The organism is Acinetobacter sp. Q186-3, from assembly GCF_013420655.1.
GTDB lineage: Bacteria > Pseudomonadota > Gammaproteobacteria > Pseudomonadales > Moraxellaceae > Acinetobacter > Acinetobacter indicus.
Genome location: NZ_VOXS01000008.1, coordinates 81,904 through 99,379, shown reverse-complemented (window position 1 = coordinate 99,379; position 17,476 = coordinate 81,904). Strand labels below are relative to the sequence as shown.

Below are 17,476 nucleotides of genomic sequence, written 5' to 3'. Positions count from 1 at the left end.
AATCAATCTCTCTAAATCCCCCCTTTTGCTCAAGAGGGAACCTTTCCCCTCTTTTTTAGAGGGGTTAGGAGAGATTTTTAATTAATAAATTATAAGTCAAGGATAAGTTTAGCTGGCTCTTCTAACAATTCTTTGATTGTTACAAGGAAACCTACCGCTTCTTTACCATCGATTAAACGGTGGTCATAAGACAGCGCTAAATACATCATTGGCAAGATTTCAACCTGACCATTGACTGCCATAGGACGTTCCTGGATTTTGTGCATACCCAGAATAGCCGTTTGTGGTGTATTCAGAATTGGCGTAGACAGCAGTGAACCGAAAGTACCACCGTTAGTAATGGTGAATGTACCGCCAGTCATGTCTTCAATCGCAAGTTTGCCTTCACGCGCTTTCGCAGCATAAGCACCAATGCCAGATTCAACTTCAGCGTAGTTCATACGGTCTGTATCACGTAATACAGGAACCACCAGACCACGGTCAGAAGATACAGCTACACCGATGTCATAGTAACCGTGATAAACGATATCGTCGCCATCAATTGATGCATTTACTGCTGGGTAGCGTTTTAGCGCTTCAGTCGCAGCTTTTACGAAGAATGACATGAAGCCAAGACGCGCACCGTGGCGTTTTTCAAATGCGTCTTTATATTGCTTACGCATTTCCATGATTGGTTTCATGTTCACTTCGTTGAACGTCGTCAACATTGCAGTTTCTTGAGTCGCTGCAAGTAAACGTTCAGCTACACGCTTACGTAAACGCGTCATAGGAACACGTTTCTCGATACGCTCGCCTACTGCTGCAGTTAAAGGCGCAGCTGCTGGTTTCGCCTGGTGGTTGGCCACATCTTCTTTAGTGATGCGACCGCCACGGCCTGTACCTTGTACGTCAGCAGCGTTGATACCGGTTTCAGTCAATGCTTTACGCACTGCTGGTGCCTGGTCCGCAACAGGTTGAGCACGCTCAACTACAGGTGCTGCACCTGCTTCAGTTTTCGCAGCCGCCTGTTCAACTTTCTCTTCAGACTGAACTGCTTGAGTTTGCGCAGCGCCAGATGCAGCACCTTCTTCAAACTGTGCAATCACTTCATTTGAAAGTACAGTATCGCCTTCATTTTTAATGATTTGAGCAATCGTACCGTCTGCAGGAGCTACAACTTCCAGAACAACTTTGTCAGTTTCGATGTCACAGATCACTTCATCACGTGATACTGCTTCACCTGGTTGTTTGTGCCAAGTCGCGATTGTTCCATCTGCAACTGACTCTGGAAATACCGGTGCTTTAATTTCGGTTGCCATTACTTCGAATCTCCTGTTATTCAGCTACGATCGCAAGCGCGTCATTGATGAGCTGAGCTTGTTGTTTTGCATGCAAATATGGTGAACCACACGCTGGAGCGGCAGAAGCCTCACGACCAGCAAAGCTGATACGAACCTGTTTACCAGCTTTCATCACGTCATCATATAGACGCGGCGCGATGAACAACCAAGCACCTTGGTTCTTCGGTTCTTCCTGAGTCCAAACCAGTTCTTTCACGTTTGGATAAGCTTCAAGAATTTCCGCAATGCGTTGTTCTGGGTATGGATACAACTGTTCAATACGAACAATTGCCGTGTTGTTCAATTCTTTTTCACGACGTTTTTCAAGCAGGTCGTAATACACTTTACCACCACAAAGTACCAGACGGGTCACGTCGGCCTTGTTGATGTTGCTGTCGATTTCGTCAATCACAGTCTGGAAAGTACCAGTTGCCAGCTCATCAAGAGATGAAGTTGCCAGTTTGTGACGCAGCAATGATTTCGGTGACATCACAATCATTGGCTTACGGATTGGACGAATTGCCTGACGACGTAAAGCGTGGAAAATCTGTGCTGGTGTAGTCGGAGTAATCACTTGCATGTTATCTTCAGCACACAGCTGTAAGAAACGTTCTAAACGTGCAGATGAGTGTTCCGGACCCTGACCTTCAAAGCCGTGTGGCAGCAACATGGTTAAACCACATACACGTTCCCACTTGGTTTCACCTGAGGCGATGAACTGGTCAATCACCACTTGCGCACAGTTAGCGAAGTCACCAAATTGTGCTTCCCAAATGATCAGACCGTGTGGAATCGTGGTCGCATAACCATATTCAAATGCCAGTACCGCCATTTCAGACAATAGCGAGTCATATAAAGCAAAACGCGGCTGGTTTTCTTTCACATGGCACAATGGAATATAAGTTTCGCCATCAACCTGGTTATGCAGTTTGGCATGACGGTGCGAGAAGGTACCACGACCTACGTCTTCACCAGTAATACGTACCAGGTAACCCTGATCTAGCAGTGTTGCATAGGCTAGAGTTTCAGCAGCACCCCAGTTCAGCGGCATTTCGCCGGTCTGCATTTTCAGACGTTCGTCAATCACTTTAGACACCTGACGCTGCATCACGAAACCTTCTGGAAGTTTACGCATGCCTTCACCAAGCTCTTTTAAGCGCTCAGCCGGGAAAGTGGTATCCCATTCGTCAGTGTATTCATGGCCCAGGTACGGCGTCCAGTCCACAAACATTTTCTTATTCGGTTCAAGAACCAGCGCATTGGCAACGTGATTACCTGCTTCAAGATCGGCACGGTAGTCTTCAACCATTTGGTCTGCAGCAGCGCGATCTAATACGCCCTGTTGTACCAGTTGGTCTGCATACAAAGTACGTGTAGTGGCTTTCTTGTTGATCACCTGATACATTAGTGGCTGGGTTGCAGATGGCTCATCCGCTTCGTTGTGACCACGACGACGGTAACAGAACAGGTCAATCACTACGTCTTTACGGAAAGTATGACGGAAGTCGTGTGCCAATTGCGTTACGAAGATTACCGCTTCAGGATCATCACCATTCACGTGGAATACTGGCGCCTGAACCATTTTCGCGATGTCGGTACAGTATTCTGTAGAACGCGCATCACGTGGATCAGAGGTAGTGAAACCAACCTGGTTGTTAATTACGATGTGCACAGTACCACCCACGGTATAACCGCGTGTTTGTGACATCTGGAAAGTTTCCTGGTTCACGCCCTGACCTGCAAATGCAGCATCACCGTGTACGATTAATGGCAATACGTCATCGCCACCAATGTCTTTACGACGTACTTGACGGGCACGTACCGAACCTTCAACCACAGGTCCAACAATTTCAAGGTGCGACGGGTTAAACGCCAATGCCAAGTGAACTTCGCCACCTGGGGTCATTACGTTAGATGAGAAACCTTGGTGGTACTTAACGTCACCCGAACCTTTCTTGTGTAAAGATTTACCTTCGAACTCGCCAAACAGGTCAGCCGGGTTTTTACCCATGATGTTAACCAGCAAGTTCAGACGGCCACGGTGTGGCATACCAATCACGACTTCTTTACAACCAACCGCACCGGCCCGTTGAATTAGTTCGTTAACCATTGGAATGAAAGATTCACCACCTTCCACACCAAAGCGTTTTGCACCAACGTATTTATTACCTAAATATTTTTCCAGACCTTCAGCGGCAGTTAAACGCTCAAGGAAGTGTTTTTTCTGTTCTGCATTGAAGCCATACTGACCACGAGCACTTTCAAGGCGCTGTTGAATCCAGCGTTTCTCTTTGGTGTCAACAATGTGCATGTACTCTGCACCAATTGAACCGCAGTAAGTTGCTTCCATCGCTTCAACCATTTCGCCCAGCGTGGTATCTGTTTTACCAATCGCCAGGTTGCCTGTGTTGAATACGGTATCTAAATCAGATTTGGTTAAACCGTGCGCAGCAAGATCAAGATCTGGCACTTCTTCGCGTTTTGCCAAACCTAGCGGATCTAATTTTGCTTTTTGGTGACCACGATTACGATACGCTGCGATCAGTTGCAGGACGCCTATTTGACGACGTTCATGCTCAGAGCTTACCGCGCTTTGAGCCACAGACTGAATACGATTTGAGTTGCGACCCAATAAAAGGAATTGCTCACGTACATTGCTATGAGGTTGATCACCTTTTGGGAATTTATCGAAGTACACTCTCCAGTCTTCACCAACTGACTCTGGAGACGTTAAATACTGCTCATAAAGTTCTTCAATATACGCTGCACTATCAGCGGAAAGTTCAGTGTCAAGACGCAGAGCGTCAGCAACTTCTTGCATTTGTGGACCCATTTCCTATTGCAAAAACATTTTTCAGGATGCTTTTTAAGCAAAACCCATGATTGATAATGTCAAATTGGTAACATGACATTCGTCCCCATTCGACAACTGTCATGAGGCGTTATCACTACATTAGGACTACCCAATGTGAATAATGAATCATAACGCCCTGATTGGCATCATCACTCATTTTATACTCGGCCAAAACCGAGCAATTTTTTTGCAAATCGACTTAGAAAAATTAATTCGGCAAATTAGCTTTTCTAAATAGGTTTACTCTAATTTCTGGCTTTCTACATCTCTTTAAATGTTGAAAAAATGTACATAAATTCAACCTCAATTTTTAAATATAGAAGTTTATTAATCGTAACATGATCTCCAACTCTCAATTGATTTTTTTGACGTATACCTCCTATAAATTGGCGAAATACAAGAAACATATTTTGCTCTAACATATGGTGCTTTATTTAATAATTAGAAGCAATTAAGACCAAAGTCCAACGGCTTCTTTATTCCATAAAACAAAAGAGAGCACATCTTTCAATCTGCCCTCTTCAACTTGCGTTATATAATAACATCTTGCACCACTTTTTGCAGTCTCATGCCCCATTTCTGGGCGTATTAAAACAAAATACCATCACTCTATTACACTTTTGTAGAGGATTGATTTAAAACTATTCACCTGCACTTTTCATACCCAGTTTGTATGCAGCAATGCATCTCATCAGACCAACCCCACTCAAGTGTTCAATAAAGCAGCATAAAAAAAAGCACATCCGGAGATGTGCTTTTTTGAGTTCACCAAACTGGCGTTCAGATTAACCTGCAGTATCCAGAAGCATGTTACGGATGTGACCGATTGCTTTGGTTGGGTTCAGACCTTTCGGACAAACTGACACACAGTTCATGATGCCTTTACAACGGAACAGCGAGAACGGGTCGTCAAGACGCGCCAGACGCTCTTGAGTTGCAGTATCACGTGAATCGATGATGAAGCGGTAAGCATTCAACAGCGCTGAAGGACCCAGGAATTTGTCCGGGTTCCACCAGAATGATGGGCATGAAGTTGAACAGCATGCACATAAAATACATTCATACAGGCCATCCAGGTGCTCACGGTCTTCCTGAGACTGTAAACGCTCTTTTGGTGGCGCAGGCTGGTTGTTGATCAAGAATGGCTGAATCTTGTTGTACTGGTCGTAGAACTGATTCATATCAACAACCAGGTCTTTGATCACTGGCAGACCTGGTAATGGACGAATGGTGATTTCATTTGGTAAATCGTTCAGGTTCCAAAGACACGCCAAACCGTTTTTACCATTGATGTTTACACCATCAGAACCACAAATACCTTCGCGGCAAGAACGACGGAACGTTAAAGTTTCGTCTTGTACTTTCAACGCCAAAAGTGCGTCAAGCAACATACGATGCTTATCAGTCAATTCCAGCTTGAATGTTTGCATGTACGGTGCTTTATCCTTATCAGGATCATAGCGGTAGATATGAAATGTACGAGTACCTCTACTCATCTTGTTTCTCCTGATTAGAATGTACGTGGTTTAGGTGGAATAGCTGCAACAGAAAGCGGCTTGTAACGTACTGGTTTGTACTCAAGACGGTTGTCTGCAGAGAACCACAGAGTGTGCTTCATCCACTCATCATCACGACGACCATAAGAATAAGTCGGGTGATCTGGTGGTAATTCAAAGTCTACAACAGTGTGCGCACCACGACACTCTTTACGCGCAGCAGCAGAAATCAAGGTTGCTTTTGCGACTTCGTATAGGTTTTCAACTTCTAATGCTTCTACACGTGCAGTGTTAAAGACTTTAGATTTGTCTTTCAGGTGGATATTGCGAACACGTGGTTCAAGCGCAAGAATCTGTTTCACACCTTCTTCAAGCAATGCTGAAGTACGGAATACACCTGCGTGATCCTGAACGATGTTACGAATTGCATCCGCAACTTCTTGAGCGTTTTCACCTGAAGTTGATTCGTCAAGTTTACGAATACGGTTCAGCGTGTTTTCAAGTACAGTTGTAGGTAGTGGTTCGTACTCGCCATCGTGCTGTTTAGTTACATACTCAATGATATGTTGACCAGCCGCTTTACCAAATACCACCAGGTCAAGCAGTGAGTTAGTACCTAAACGGTTTGCACCGTGTACAGATACACATGAACATTCACCAATTGCATAGAAACCTTTTACAGGTTTCGCAAAGTCACGGCCTTCTGCATTTGTAGAATATGTGTCAGTGTCTTTGTCGTAGTTGGCAACCAGTGGAGTCGTTTCACGAGATTCTGGAACAACAACCTGACCATGAATGTTGGTCGGAATACCACCCATTTGGTAATGGATTGTTGGTACAACCGGAATTGGCTCTTTAGTACAGTCAACGTTCGCGAATTTCTTGCCAATCTCGAATACAGATGGCAGACGTTTCATGATCGTGTCAGCACCCAGGTGCGTCATATCCAGCAAGATGTAGTCTTTGTTCGGACCACAACCACGGCCTTCTTTAATTTCCTGGTCCATAGAACGTGATACGAAGTCACGTGGCGCCAAGTCTTTTAAAGTTGGAGCATAACGTTCCATGAACGGTTCGCCAGAATCGTTACGAAGGATACCACCCTCACCACGACAGCCTTCCGTTAACAATACGCCTGCGCCCGCAACACCTGTTGGGTGGAATTGCCAGAATTCCATATCCTGTAATGGAATACCTGCACGAGCAGCCATACCAAGACCGTCACCCGTGTTGATATACGCGTTAGTAGAGGCACGGTAAACACGACCTGCACCACCAGTAGCGAATAGCGTCGCTTTAGCTTGGAATACCGCAATTTTACCTGTTTCCTGGTCAATTGCAGTTACACCCAGTACGTCGCCTGCTTCGTTACGGATTAAGTCAAGTGCAATCCATTCAACGAAAAATTGAGTCCCCATTTTCACGTTGCTTTGATAAAGCGTGTGAAGCAGCGCGTGGCCTGTACGGTCAGCAGCAGCACATGCACGTGGCACAGCTTTTTCACCGTAGTTTGCAGAGTGACCACCGAATGGACGCTGGTAAATTGTACCGTCTGCGTTACGGTCAAATGGCATACCCAAGTGTTCTAATTCATAAACCACTTGTGGCGCTTCACGCGTCATGAATTCGATCGCGTCTTGGTCGCCTAACCAGTCAGAACCTTTAACCGTGTCATAGAAGTGGTAGTGCCAGTTATCTTCTTGCATGTTACCAAGAGATGCACCAATACCACCTTGCGCCGCAACCGTGTGCGAACGTGTTGGGAATACTTTGGTCAGTACTGCAACTTTCAAACCCGCTTGAGCAAGTTGGTAAGATGCACGCATACCTGAACCACCACCACCAACGATGACTGCGTCAAAAAATTGGTGTGGAATGTTTGAATAATCTTCTTTAGGGTTAATCGCGCCCATGATATCTTCCTATCAATTCGCCCAGAAAATCTGGATTGCCCAGATTGCATATGCAAAAACAGCAATAATCACTGCTGAAGTCAGCACTAGGCGTAAACCTGAAGCTGAAGGACCCATCTGACGAGTAGTCACGTAATCTGTGAATACCTGCCACATACCAATCCATGCGTGTGCAACAAGAGATAAGACTGCCAATAAAGATAAAATCTTCATTGGTAATGTCATCATAAAGCCGTACCACTGTTCAAAGTTAAATCCGCCATTCAGCAGAATCCAACCAAATACCACAACGGTATAAACAGCAAGAACAACAGCACTTACGCGTTGGATAAACCAGTCGCGAGAACCTGAACCCGTTAAACCTGTAGCACTTTTCATTAGAGAACAATCCATACAAAGGCTGCGAGAATACCAATCGCAGACAAGACTAATGCGATAGTAGCTGCAACACGACCACTTTGCAGTTCCTCTGCAACACCAAGGTCAGCAAGTAAATGCTTGACACCAGCGATGAAGTGATAGATTAATCCGGCTACAAATACCCATACGATAAAGCGGACAAAGAAACCGTTAAAGATTTCCTGTACTTCTGCAAAACCTTCTGGCGAAGACAAAGACTTGTCTAATAACCAAAGAAGTACCGGTACGAGTAAAAATACGATGACACCTGAAAGACGGTGTAAAATTGATGCAATAGCCACAGGTGATTTTAAGTTTACTGATAAAACTTGACCCATGGACAAATTGACAGGTCTGTTGCTTTTCACAGCGGGCATCCTGTAAGTAAAAACTCCATCCGGAGTTTGTTGGAATTAATTCGAAGGAAAGCTGGCATTGCTAGGCATTCGAATGCCTATATTCAAAACGACACTGAATTATAAAACGTCAACTATTAAAATACAAACAACCGCACTGGGCTTTTTGAACAAAAAATCCTTAAATAAGAATCATTAACAAATAGGTAATTAATGAAACACATCACCCGGATACATCTTTAAGGCATCATCTCACTGTTTTTTATTAATTTATTTTATATTTCTACTATTGGTTTTAGCTATAATTGCAATTTTCACCGGACTGAAATATTTAGACTAAAGCAGCACAGTAAATGTCTAGACACTATATTATTGAATCTTTTCACTTTATCTTTGGGTGCCTGAATATTTTTTCCTTGAATATTTGCTATCAGGCAAACAACATGAAATATTTTCAGCGCCCTGCCCGTGCTTCCCGCTTCAGGCCGGCATTTGGATTTTGAGTCTTGCAAAAGCTGACAGATTGCTCTGACTTTACTTGCAATTTCAGCGCATCAGAACAAGTTAACTGGCTGAATGGCTGATTTAATCAGCTATTTTTTAACCAGTTAAACCTAAAAAAATGACAGACTTAGCGCTTTTATTTATGAATAACAAAGCAGCAGCAGAACCGGCAAAGCCCAGCTAAGTTATGAAAAACAGATACATTTCGGAAAGCTTAAAATTCCAGCATCCTGGCTTTTCAAGAGCTTTTAACGCTAAAAAATTGCTTACAATTAAAGCATTCCTATTATTTTTTTCTGCACCTGTCCGGGAATTTGACTTATTATAGCGCGTCGGTGCTGTGATTTTACTCAGTTTTTCATACGAATATTTTTTGACTAAGCTGCTGTGTCAGCGTCACTTTTTATCCATAAGTATAATTGACAAAATTTCAGTACACACTAATCTTATAGCAAATTTTCGATCCGTCTGATTCGCGCATTAAAAGATTGATACTACGAGTCAGATCAACATTCACCAGGACAGGAGATCTATTGAATGTCTGAAGCAACTGGCAAGAAAGCCGTTTTACAGCTTGATGGCAAAGAAATTGAATTACCAATTTACAGCGGCACATTGGGCCCAGATGTAATTGACGTTAAGGATGTGTTGGCTGCAGGTCACTTTACTTTTGATCCTGGTTTTATGGCGACAGCTTCTTGTGAATCTAAGATCACATTCATTGACGGTAACAAAGGTGTTCTGTTACACCGCGGTTACCCGATTGATCAATTGGCGACTAAAGCTGATTACCTGGAAACTTGCTACCTGTTATTAAACGGCGAGCTTCCAACAGCTGAGCAAAAAGAAGAGTTTGACGCGAAAGTTCGTAACCACACCATGGTTCACGACCAAGTTAGCCGCTTCTATAACGGTTTCCGTCGTGATGCGCATCCTATGGCGATCATGGTTGGTGTTGTGGGTGCATTATCTGCGTTCTATCACAACAACCTGGACATCGAAGATGTTAACCACCGTGAAATCACTGCGATCCGTTTAATCGCGAAGATTCCTACTTTAGCGGCTTGGAGCTACAAGTACACTGTGGGTCAACCATTCGTTTACCCACGTAACGACTTAAGCTACGCTGAAAACTTCCTGTACATGATGTTTGCTACGCCTGCAGACCGTGACTACAAAGTGAACCCGATTCTTGCCAAAGCAATGGACCGTATCTTCACTCTTCACGCTGACCACGAGCAAAACGCGTCTACGTCTACAGTACGTTTAGCGGGTTCTACCGGTGCTAACCCTTATGCTTGTATCGCTGCGGGTATCTCTGCACTTTGGGGTCCTGCGCACGGTGGTGCGAACGAAGCAGTTCTTAAGATGCTGGATGAAATCGGCACTGTAGAAAACGTTGCTGGCTTCATGGAAAAAGTGAAGACTAAAGAAGTTAAACTGATGGGCTTCGGTCACCGTGTTTACAAAAACTTCGACCCACGCGCGAAAGTAATGAAAGAGACTTGCGACGAAGTTCTTGGTGCATTAGGTATCAACGATCCACAATTAGCGTTAGCAATGGAACTTGAGCGTATCGCGCTTTCTGACGAATACTTCATCAAGCGTAACCTGTATCCAAACGTAGACTTCTACTCTGGTATCATCCTGAAAGCGATTGGTATTCCGACAGAAATGTTTACTGTGATCTTCGCGCTTGCACGTACAGTTGGTTGGATCAGCCACTGGTTAGAAATGCACAGCGGTCCTTACAAGATCGGTCGTCCTCGTCAGCTTTACACTGGCGAAGTTCAACGCGACATCAACCGTTAATCCGGTTCGCGTTCAACGACGAAAAAACCACCCGTTTGGGTGGTTTTTTTATGGACATTCAAACTAAATGCGCGTTTCGACCAGACCGAGGCAACGCCAATATTTAGCGCAAAAGTACGTTAAGCTACCTGATAATGCTCCAGATCTAGGCGCTGTAAACGTCGCTTTAACTCGGCCAGTGACCACGGCCAGGCGGCAAAGTTGCGACCATTCTGGTCCAGATAATAACTTTGACAGCCGCCACGGTTAAACACAGTTTTCTGCACATGAGTCTGTACTTTGGCATTGTGGTATTTCAGCACATCCGGCTTGATTTCAATGCGCTTTAAGCCCTTGGCTTTCATTTGCAATAAACCACTGACAATATAGTCCAGTTGCGCTTCGGCAATGCCAATAAAGGAATCATAGACCAGAATATTCGGCCCGAGCACCAAAAAGGCATTGGGTAAATGCTGGATACTGGTGCCCAAAAAGGCTTCGGGTGAACTGCTCTGCCACAGCTCAGAAAGTCGTTGGCCTTGGGCATTCTGCACACGGCGACCAATCGGTGGATGTGACACCTCAAAGCCCGTTCCCCAGATAATCACATCGACCTCATGCCGGTCACCATTGGCGGAAATCACCGTATTGCCTTCAATTTCCACCAAGCCATGCGGAATTAAAGTGCTATTCGGGGCCTGCAAGGCCGGATAATAATCATTGGCAAACAGTAAACGCTTACAGCCGACCGAAAAATTGGGGGTAACCGCCTGACGTAAAGCCGGATCTTTGACCTGTAATTTTAACAGCTGCCGGCTGAGTACATTCACGAGCTCCAACAAAGGTGGATGACGCAGGCCAAAATTAATCAGATTCAAAGATTGCGATACCGCACCGCGCCAACGCTGCTGGATGACCGGAAACTTGGCCAGTGTACTTTTCATCACCTGATTCAGGGGCAGATCAGGCTTTGGCAGGACCCACGGCGCTGTACGCTGGAAAATATATAACTCTTTGGCCAGAGGCTGAATTTTCGGAATAAACTGAATGGCCGAGGCGCCGGTGCCAATGACCGCAATGCGTTTACCACGCAGGTCATAGGCATGGTTCCAGCGTGCCGAATGGAACATTTCGCCCTTAAAACTGTCGATGCCTTTAATTTTCGGCAGTTGCGGCTCGGTAATCGGGCCGGTAGAGAAAATCACGGTTCTGGCCCGATATCGCCCTTTGCTGGTGTTGAGCTCCCACATCTGTTCAGTCTCATTCCAGCGTGCATCTTGCAGTTCATTATGAAATTCAATCTTGGCATATAGCTGAAAACGGGTCGCCACATCTTCCAGATAACGCAGGATTTCCGGCTGCTTGGCAAATAAATGACTCCAGCCATGACTTGGCGCAAAGGAAAAAGAATATAAGGCCGAGGGCACATCACAACCACAACCCGGATAGGTATTGTCCCGCCAGGTGCCTCCTACCCGGCCGGCTTTTTCCAGCACCAGATAATCCTGATAGCCAGCCTGATTCAGTTTATAGGCCGCTGCCAGACCGGAAATACCCGCCCCAATAATAATGGTGTCATAGATCCGGCTTGGCATAGTAGTTGATCTACCGCGCTGCTCAGTTGTTTGAGAATTTGGCTGATTGGCCCCTGCCCTTGCTGATGCTGCACTGGCACTTTTGGCTTTTCGACTAGGCTTTTTGAGCACAAGATCGGCCGGCTCAGCGACCGTTTGCAACGTGACTTGATCATCTTGTTTCATTTTTTCTACTCAGGATTTTTGTACATATTTATTGAACAGTGGATAACCCACACCCAGCAGCTTGGTATATAAACGCGGCGCGGCACGCTTGAACCACCAGAACAGTTTGGCGTCTGGCTGTGGAATGGTATACAGCTCGCCCCGGTCTAAATTGTTTAAGGTCTGCGCTACCACCTGCTCACAGCTGACAAAGGCATGATGGGTCAGCAAATGATCTGCCAGTCCCGAATAATGCGCAGGCAAACGGCTATTTTTCATGATATTGGTCGGCACCAGCGTTGGGCATAACACATTGATGCGAATATTGGCGCCACGTAACTCGGCAGACAGGGTTTCAGACAAGGCCAGTACGCTGGACTTGCTGACGTTATAGGCGGTCATTTCCGGCGCTGCGGTATAACCAGCAGCCGAAGCGACATTAATAATCGCACCACCACCCTGCTGTTTCAGTTTCGGTACGAAATAATGACAACCGTGGATCACGCCCCATAAGTTGACCTGCATACACCATTGCCAGTCGGCCAGGCTGACTTCATCAAACTTGCCACCCAGCCCCACACCGGCATTATTGATCAGCAAAGTCACCGGATGGCCCAACAGCTGTTCAGACTGTTCAGCCAGTTGCTGCACCTGCTCGGCCACACCCACATCACATTGCAACGCAAAGGCCGCAGTCGCAAACTGGTGTTCAATCTGCTTGGCGGTTGCTTGAGCCGCCGCCAGATTGATATCGGCACAGATCACGCTGCCACCACGCCTGGCCAGTTCCAGCGCAAAACTGCGTCCAATCCCACTGCCTGCACCGGTCACCACCGCATAGGCCTGCTGGCTCAGTCGCACTTTTTTTGCAAATAATCCCATCATCCTTCTTCATCCTTACACTTTGAGCGCCGGGGTAAATTCCTTGACGAAATACGGCGTTAACACCCCGCTTTCCGGATGCAGCAAACGTTCCTTGTAATAGGCTAAAAAGGCCGAAGTATCATGGTCATTCGGATGAAAACCGGGACGCAGATAATCCAGAATATGCGCCCAGCTACTGCCATACACGCCATCTTGCAGACCAAAAATCAGCTTGATGCTACGCGGCAGGTCTTTCCAGTAACTCAGGCTAAACAAATTAGACGGTTTGCGATAAAACGGCACCAGCAGCGAGGCAATGGAAATCAGCACCAGGATGGTGATGAGCGCCGGGAAGAAACCGGCAATGCGCAAGCCATAACTGTTGGATAAAGACTGGAACACATCATAGGCAATGTCTTTGTGTTCCGATTCTTCCAGCATGTGCCACATCCAGATGGCACGCTGCTTTTCATCATGCGACTGGAAGAAAATTTCCTCATGATTCATCATGTACTCGGCCAGCACCGCGGTGAAATGTTCAATGCCAGCCATCAGCGACAGTTTCATCGGCTGTGGCAAACGGTTAAAGCCGTGATCAAAGACAAATCTGGCCCAGGAACGGAACAGCTCAACCGGCAGATCGGCATCCCGAAAGGCATCATTCAGCTCTTCATGCAATCTGGAATGTAGCGCCTCCTGGCCAATTAGGGAGGTGACCCGCTGTTTTAGCACGGGATCATTTAACAGCTCACGATGATAACGCGCGGTGTCAATCACCAGATCTTCGCCATAGGTCAGGAAAATCGACAGCGAGGCAAAATAGGCACTGGCCAGTTCGGCATTCAAGTAAAATTTGGGATCTATTTCTTCGGCCTTAAAGTCGAATTTCATATGCCGGATTGGGAGGGCAGCCGACTGTTTCTCGGCATCAAAAGGTGTCGCGCTGAAAAAATGGCGAACAGGCTGAGGTAAAAACTGAGCAATCTGCATGGCTATTCTCTTTGTTTTGTCCATTTGAGCCAGGTCAAGACACCGTGGTCATCGACCTGAATGAGACCAAAACTAAGCCAGCCCTGCATTGAAACCAGTTGCCAAAATCGTCATAAAATTGGCAAATCGTGACTTTAAAAAATATTGTCTGACAATTTGCTCACACTTTTTTCCGCAGAGCTCATTTCCTTGTCAATTGGGGTCAGCGCCTATTTGGACACTCTGTCACTGCGGTTACTGGGCAGATAACGCACTTTGCGTTCTTTGGACTGATAAATCCACTGATGATCGAACAGGCCCTGATTCAGATGTTCAAAACGGAAGTTACCAATCGCTACCGCATAAAAACCGGTGCCCTGCTGTTTCTGCTGCTCGACTTGGGCCATCAGTTCTGTCGGTAACTGCCCCATGATGAAATCGGACACCACCAGCACATCGGCATTGTGAAAATTTGGCTGGGCCAGCATCGACAGGGCATGTTCGATGGCGGGAATAACATCGGTGCCGCCATGAAAAGACTGGCTAAGAAAGTGAATCAGATCATCCAGCGAATAGCCTTCGAGTAAATTCAGGCTGGTCAGCTGGGTCGAGAAGTTAATCAGATACATCGGACGTTTGGCTTTCATGGCCTGAATCGCCAGATACAAACTCATGGCTTTGGCAATCAGCTCCGGCTGGCCGTGCATGGAACCGCTGGTGTCCAGACACAAAATCATCGGGCCTTTTTGCCCCAGACGCTTATGCCGTGCTGTTTGATCCTGAATTACCCGACTGCTGTGCTGACCTTGCAGGTTAAAGCTCATCAGGTTGGATTCCAGATATTTCAGGTCAAATAAAAGCGCCAGATCGGGATCGGCCAGTAAGGCCAGCTCGCTCGGCAGCGCCAGATTCAAATCCTGCGCCAGCTGAATACCGGTAATTTCTTCATGCCAGTGCTGCTCCAGCAATTCCAGCTCCTGCTCTGGCCGATGCTGCTGCACGGCCTGGCGCGGATAATGTGCAGGCTGGACAGAACCGATTTTCTGGCACAAGGCTTGCAGCTCACGATCCTCCTGCAAATAGCTGGCCCATTGCTCAAACTGCTGGATATCCTGTGGTTGTAACTGGCCTCTGGAATAGTCAATAAAAATACCGGTTTCGATGCCGGTGGCATCTTTGTATTTGGCCAGTCGCTGCATCTGGCTGAGAAAATCGCGAATCTCATCCAGAAAAGCATCCCGCTGCAAGGCCAGCTGCTCAAATTCCCAATGAGCAATGGCTTCGGTCAGTTTACGTTGCCATTTTTCTGTTAATAACTGTGCCTGTAGCTCGCGCTGTCCGGCAGAGAAAGTAGCGCTTTGAGTCCAAAACGGGCTTAAATCAGGCAGCCCCAGCTGAGCCTGAAAATCCTGATATTGCACCTGCATCTGCTGAAACTCGGCGCTATTGATGGAGGGCTGCGCCAGCCAGTGTTCCAGTTGCTGCTGCACTTCCCTATAAGGATGCTGCCGATCGAGACTGGATTTGGCCTGATAGGCCCAGGCCCGGACTTTATCATCCAGATGCTGACTGACTTTCTGATCATCCAGCCAGTGTTTTAAGGAGGAGTCGGCTAGTTCCTGATACAGCTGTCCGGTCAACTGCTCTAACGCTGTATGCTGACGCTGATGCTGCTGCAGGTCTAGCCTTGACATAGCTGTTCCAGCCGCGCGCAGTCTTGCAGTTGCAGCTGATAGCGCTGTAACTGCTGCTGCACATGCTGTTGTAACTGGGCACTATCGGCGGCGGCAACAAAGACTGAAGCAAAATGTGCTGACTGGGCATCAAAACGCTGCTGTAACAGGGCTAAATCTTCGCTCAGTGCATTTTGTAGCTGGGCAAGCTCTCCCCGCAACTGCTGCACCAACTTTTCATCAATGACACGGCGTGCGCTGCCTTTCGGGTATTTAATATACGGTGTGACCACTTCTTCCAGCCCATAATAGCCGCCTTTTAAGGTACAGACCCGGCCGCCATTAAAGTTACACACGATGCCGCGAATTTCCTCACCGGAAGCATCCACAGCAAAGAAATCCTGTTTGCTGTCCATTTTATTTAATAACAGATACAGCACTTTATCCTGATAATGATGATCCAGGTGAGTCACTGCTCTTAAGTATTCCTTGTCCTGAATCAGATAGCTTTCATAGACATCATCGGTATAGTAAAAGACGTTCAGCATCTGCTGTTCCAGCTCGTCTTTGTGCTGAATTAGTGACTCCAATTGCAAATCGGCATGCAAGCCAATCTCCAGAATGGCCTGATCAATCAGCTTGTGCATCTCCCGAATATCTTCCAGCTGATTCCACAGGCAGGATTTCAGAAGATACAGATCACTGACCAAGACCTGCGGCCGGCCATTTAAAAATGCCGCAGCTTTGAGCAGATAGGCTACACGTTGCCAGCGCCGGTCCGAAATATAGACCGACAAGCCATCGACATGCTGCTGTAAATACTGGCGAATCAGATCAATCACCTGTAATACCAAAGCCGGCAGCTCAATTTCATGAATCTGTTCGCGCCATTCGGCCAGCTCGGCCTGGGTAATTTTAAGTGATTCATCAAGCTGTAAATGAGCACTGCCCGGTTTGGCTTGTAGCAGCTGATGAAAATTGCCGGCCTGCTGAATGGGTTCGACCACCAGACGCAAAATAAAACGGTCATACAGCGCATCCAGTCCCTGATTCGGTTCAGGAATTTCATTGGATGCACCAATCAGCACACTTAAGGGCACCTGCTGCAGCTGCTCGCCATTTTTAAAGACTTTTTCATTCACCAAAGTCAGCAAGGTATTTAAAATGGCCGGGCTGGCCTTCCAGATTTCATCCAGAAAAGCAAAATCGGCACAGGGCAAATAATGCTCGGTTTTACGGATATAGTGATCTTCTTTTAGGGCTTTAATTGACACCGGGCCAAAAATTTCTTCGGGTGTACTAAAACGGTTCATCAAATATTCAAAATAGGCATCGACCTCAAAAGCGGCTGCAACCCGTCTGGAAATCAGGCTTTTGGCCGTGCCCGGCAAGCCGTATAAAAAGGTATGACTGCCAGCCACAGCAGCCAGCAAGGTTTGTGCGATCACCTGTTCACGTTCATACATCTGCTGGGACATTTGCGAAATAAGTGTATGAATACGTGCTTTCATCGAATACCTGAACCTGCGCGAAAAACTGCATTGTAACGGTTTGCGGAAATGAAGAAAAACCGGCAAGCCACCGCAGATGAAATTTTTG

Annotated in this window: 12 protein-coding genes; 1 reads left to right on the top strand and 11 read right to left on the bottom strand. The window is 46.5% G+C overall.

The features are described 5' to 3' along the window. Positions 1–89: 89 nt before the first annotated feature. The 6 genes from odhB to sdhC form a co-directional block, all read right to left on the bottom strand. Positions 90–1,298, bottom strand: coding sequence for a 2-oxoglutarate dehydrogenase complex dihydrolipoyllysine-residue succinyltransferase (gene odhB, locus FTT64_RS09190; protein WP_005176259.1), 1,209 nt, complete (start codon positions 1,296–1,298; stop codon positions 90–92). A gap of 16 nt (positions 1,299–1,314) precedes the next feature. Beyond that, positions 1,315–4,140 (bottom strand): 2-oxoglutarate dehydrogenase E1 component, encoded by a 2,826-nt coding sequence (locus FTT64_RS09185; RefSeq protein ID WP_005176258.1) that lies wholly within the window; start codon positions 4,138–4,140, stop codon positions 1,315–1,317. Positions 4,141–4,958: 818 nt separating this feature from the next. Continuing rightward, positions 4,959–5,669 (bottom strand): succinate dehydrogenase iron-sulfur subunit, encoded by a 711-nt coding sequence (locus FTT64_RS09180; RefSeq protein WP_005176256.1) that lies wholly within the window; start codon positions 5,667–5,669, stop codon positions 4,959–4,961. Positions 5,670–5,683: 14 nt separating this feature from the next. Next, the gene (locus FTT64_RS09175; RefSeq protein ID WP_005176254.1) at positions 5,684–7,582 is read right to left on the bottom strand and encodes an FAD-binding protein; all 1,899 of its coding nucleotides are present in this window, start codon (positions 7,580–7,582) and stop codon (positions 5,684–5,686) included. Positions 7,583–7,594: 12 nt separating this feature from the next. Beyond that, positions 7,595–7,960: a succinate dehydrogenase, hydrophobic membrane anchor protein gene (gene sdhD, locus FTT64_RS09170; protein ID WP_005176252.1), complete on the bottom strand. Its 366-nt coding sequence runs from the start codon at positions 7,958–7,960 to the stop codon at positions 7,595–7,597. After that, on the bottom strand, positions 7,960–8,358 hold the full coding sequence (gene sdhC, locus FTT64_RS09165) for a succinate dehydrogenase, cytochrome b556 subunit (RefSeq protein WP_005176242.1): 399 nt from the start codon (positions 8,356–8,358) through the stop codon (positions 7,960–7,962). Before sdhC ends, sdhD begins: the two co-directional genes overlap by 1 nt. Before the next feature lie 1,020 nt (positions 8,359–9,378). Between sdhC and gltA the strand changes: the two genes are divergently transcribed. Continuing rightward, positions 9,379–10,653, top strand: coding sequence for a citrate synthase (gene gltA, locus FTT64_RS09160; RefSeq protein WP_005176240.1), 1,275 nt, complete (start codon positions 9,379–9,381; stop codon positions 10,651–10,653). 119 nt (positions 10,654–10,772) lie between these two features. Here gltA and FTT64_RS09155 read toward each other — a convergent pair whose 3' ends face one another. The 5 genes from FTT64_RS09155 to FTT64_RS09135 all read right to left on the bottom strand — a co-directional run bounded on the left by FTT64_RS09155 (position 10,773) and on the right by FTT64_RS09135 (position 17,388). After that, complete coding sequence (locus tag FTT64_RS09155) at positions 10,773–12,227, bottom strand: NAD(P)/FAD-dependent oxidoreductase (protein ID WP_164844939.1); 1,455 nt, start codon at positions 12,225–12,227, stop codon at positions 10,773–10,775. Between the two features lie 174 nt (positions 12,228–12,401). Beyond that, the gene (locus FTT64_RS09150; RefSeq protein ID WP_180104071.1) at positions 12,402–13,253 is read right to left on the bottom strand and encodes an SDR family oxidoreductase; all 852 of its coding nucleotides are present in this window, start codon (positions 13,251–13,253) and stop codon (positions 12,402–12,404) included. Positions 13,254–13,268: 15 nt separating this feature from the next. Then, positions 13,269–14,225: a metal-dependent hydrolase gene (locus FTT64_RS09145; RefSeq protein WP_016659915.1), complete on the bottom strand. Its 957-nt coding sequence runs from the start codon at positions 14,223–14,225 to the stop codon at positions 13,269–13,271. A 209-nt stretch (positions 14,226–14,434) separates the two neighbouring features. Further along, entirely contained in the window at positions 14,435–15,898 is a 1,464-nt protein-coding gene (locus tag FTT64_RS09140; RefSeq protein WP_180104063.1) for a VWA domain-containing protein, read from the bottom strand. Continuing rightward, complete coding sequence (locus tag FTT64_RS09135) at positions 15,886–17,388, bottom strand: AAA family ATPase (protein WP_180104064.1); 1,503 nt, start codon at positions 17,386–17,388, stop codon at positions 15,886–15,888. The genes FTT64_RS09140 and FTT64_RS09135 overlap by 13 nt, the downstream gene beginning before the upstream one ends. Positions 17,389–17,476 lie beyond the last annotated feature (88 nt).

Excerpts from the sequence above, each read along its gene's own strand:
- odhB (WP_005176259.1), bottom strand. The coding sequence starts at position 1,298 with ATGGCAACCGAAATTAAAGCACCGGTATTTCCAGAGTCAGTTGCAGAT.
- FTT64_RS09185 (WP_005176258.1), bottom strand. The coding sequence starts at position 4,140 with ATGCAAGAAGTTGCTGACGCTCTGCGTCTTGACACTGAACTTTCCGCT.
- FTT64_RS09180 (WP_005176256.1), bottom strand. The coding sequence starts at position 5,669 with ATGAGTAGAGGTACTCGTACATTTCATATCTACCGCTATGATCCTGAT.
- FTT64_RS09175 (WP_005176254.1), bottom strand. The coding sequence starts at position 7,582 with ATGGGCGCGATTAACCCTAAAGAAGATTATTCAAACATTCCACACCAA.
- sdhD (WP_005176252.1), bottom strand. The coding sequence starts at position 7,960 with ATGAAAAGTGCTACAGGTTTAACGGGTTCAGGTTCTCGCGACTGGTTT.
- sdhC (WP_005176242.1), bottom strand. The coding sequence starts at position 8,358 with ATGCCCGCTGTGAAAAGCAACAGACCTGTCAATTTGTCCATGGGTCAA.
- gltA (WP_005176240.1), top strand. The coding sequence starts at position 9,379 with ATGTCTGAAGCAACTGGCAAGAAAGCCGTTTTACAGCTTGATGGCAAA.
- FTT64_RS09155 (WP_164844939.1), bottom strand. The coding sequence starts at position 12,227 with ATGCCAAGCCGGATCTATGACACCATTATTATTGGGGCGGGTATTTCC.
- FTT64_RS09150 (WP_180104071.1), bottom strand. The coding sequence starts at position 13,253 with ATGGGATTATTTGCAAAAAAAGTGCGACTGAGCCAGCAGGCCTATGCG.
- FTT64_RS09145 (WP_016659915.1), bottom strand. The coding sequence starts at position 14,225 with ATGCAGATTGCTCAGTTTTTACCTCAGCCTGTTCGCCATTTTTTCAGC.
- FTT64_RS09140 (WP_180104063.1), bottom strand. The coding sequence starts at position 15,898 with ATGTCAAGGCTAGACCTGCAGCAGCATCAGCGTCAGCATACAGCGTTA.
- FTT64_RS09135 (WP_180104064.1), bottom strand. The coding sequence starts at position 17,388 with ATGAAAGCACGTATTCATACACTTATTTCGCAAATGTCCCAGCAGATG.